The sequence below is a fragment of the Vibrio sp. 10N.222.52.C3 genome, from assembly GCF_041474195.1.
Classification (GTDB): domain Bacteria; phylum Pseudomonadota; class Gammaproteobacteria; order Enterobacterales; family Vibrionaceae; genus Vibrio; species Vibrio crassostreae_C.
The window spans coordinates 1-2,095 of record NZ_JBFRTQ010000225.1 but is presented as its reverse complement, the minus strand read 5'-3'; the positions used below and the strand labels follow the sequence as shown (position 1 = coordinate 2,095).

The 2,095-nt window shown below is 43.7% G+C and carries 1 protein-coding gene; it reads left to right on the top strand.

Annotation, left to right across the window (positions count from 1 at the left end):
* The first annotated feature begins 410 nt into the window (after positions 1-410).
* The gene (locus AB4517_RS22460) at positions 411-1,844 is read left to right on the top strand and encodes an amino acid permease (protein ID WP_108193766.1); all 1,434 of its coding nucleotides are present in this window, start codon (positions 411-413) and stop codon (positions 1,842-1,844) included.
* The last annotated feature ends 251 nt before the right edge of the window (positions 1,845-2,095 follow it).

Here is a 2,095-nt window from a genome sequence, read left to right as displayed (position 1 = left end):
GGTAAAACATTAACTAAATTTATTTACTCAAGGTCACATATTTGATCAATTTCGATTAACTTCCCGCCGCTTAATCTTTAATCTTCTTGCTGAAGAGACAAACTGATTCATATAAAGAAAGCGACAAAAAGCCCCTACACGCCTTATAAATCGTCGCTCATGAAACAAGCAATCTCTTCAATGAACTTCTTAATCTTTAACTCTTTGTTTTGGTAATAAGTTTACTGAAATACCAAAGAAAAAAATCCCAAAGAAGTCCGATCGTAAATCTATAAAAACAACAATGAGCCAACCCTGACAAAACAAAGCGGGTGTTTGCCAAACCAACATAACAATAAAAGTGCGGCCTAGAGCCTCCCTCTCTAGGACCAAGTTATAACGATCATCAACGTGATTCACCGGAGAACATCATGTCCGAAAATAAACGCAGTACGATAGGCAAGTTTGCCCTACTGTCTATGACCTTCGCGGCGGTATACAGCTTCAACAACATCATTAACAACAACATCGAGATAGGCCTTTCCTCGGCGCCGATGTTCTTTCTAGCCACCATCTTTTACTTTGTGCCTTTTTGTTTGATCGTCGCAGAGTTTGTGTCACTGAATAAAAACTCTGAAGCGGGCGTTTATTCTTGGGTTAAAAGCTCTCTAGGCGGCCGCTGGGCGTTTATTTCGGCTTATACCTACTGGTTTGTTAACCTGTTCTTCTTCACCTCTCTGCTGCCTAGAATCATTGCTTATGCGTCGTATGCGTTCTTAGGGTTTGAGTACATATTCACGCCAATCACCACGGCGATCTTGAGCACCATTCTATTTGCGGTTGCTACGCACATTTCAAACAATGGCGCGAAACTACTAGGCCCCATCACCTCACTAACATCGTCGCTTATGTTGTTGCTAACAATGTCTTACATCTTGTTGTCTGGCGGTGCTTTGATCGGTGGTATCGAGCCAGCAGACCCAATCACCATTGAAGCGATGACACCAAGCTTTAACTGGGCATTCCTTGGCGTAATCACTTGGATCTTCATGGCGGCTGGCGGTGCAGAATCGGTAGCGGTTTACGTCAACGACATCAAAGGTGGTCACAAGTCTTTCGTTAAAGTGATCATCATTGCAGGTATCTTCATTGGTGCGCTTTACTCGGTGGGTTCAGTACTAGCAAACGTGTTTGTGTCGCGAGAAGAGCTTAAATTTACTGGCGGTTCAGTGCAGGTATTCGAAGGGCTAGCACGACACTTTGGGTTGTCTGAAATCCTAATGAATCGCTTTGTGGGCGTGGTTTCATTCACGGCGATGCTAGGCTCTCTGCTGATGTGGACAGCGACACCCGTTAAGATTTTCTTCTCTGAAATCCCTAAAGGTATCTTCGGTGAGAAAACGGTCGCTCTTAACAAACAAGGCGTTCCAGAGCGTGCGGCTTGGATTCAGTTCTTGATTGTGATTCCACTGATGTTCATTCCGACACTGGCGTCCGATACGGTTCAAGATCTGATGAGTACCATTATCAACATGACAGCTGCAGCATCGATGTTGCCACCGCTATTCATCATGATCGCGTACCTTAATTTACGTTTGAAGTTGGATCACTTACCTCGTGATTTCAGAATGGGCTCACGTATGACAGGCATTACCGTGGTCTCGATTCTGATCGGCATTTTCACTGTTGGCTTCTTTGCGTCAACCTTCCCAACAGGTGCTGACATCATGACCATCATCTTCTACAACGTGGGCGGGATTGTTATCTTCCTTGGCTACGCGTGGTGGAAGTACGGAAAATATGAAAAAAGCTTATCTCCAGAAGAGAAAAAACTAGAAGCAAAACCTGAACCGGCGAACGCTTAGTTTACCCTGCACTCTGATTTAAACTTCGGGCACTCTGACTTAAACTTCAGGCACTCACATTTGGTGAGTGCCTTTTTATTTGTCGGTACATTTCCACTAACCATCTCGATTAAATCAAAGCCATTCAAGAATCAAAACATTCGAACCAACAATCTAACCACCCATCAAACAATTCACCTCCCGAATACTTACAACCCTAGCCATACCTCTGCAAATTCAACTGAAAGTCAAAATAAAAACAAGGTAAATAT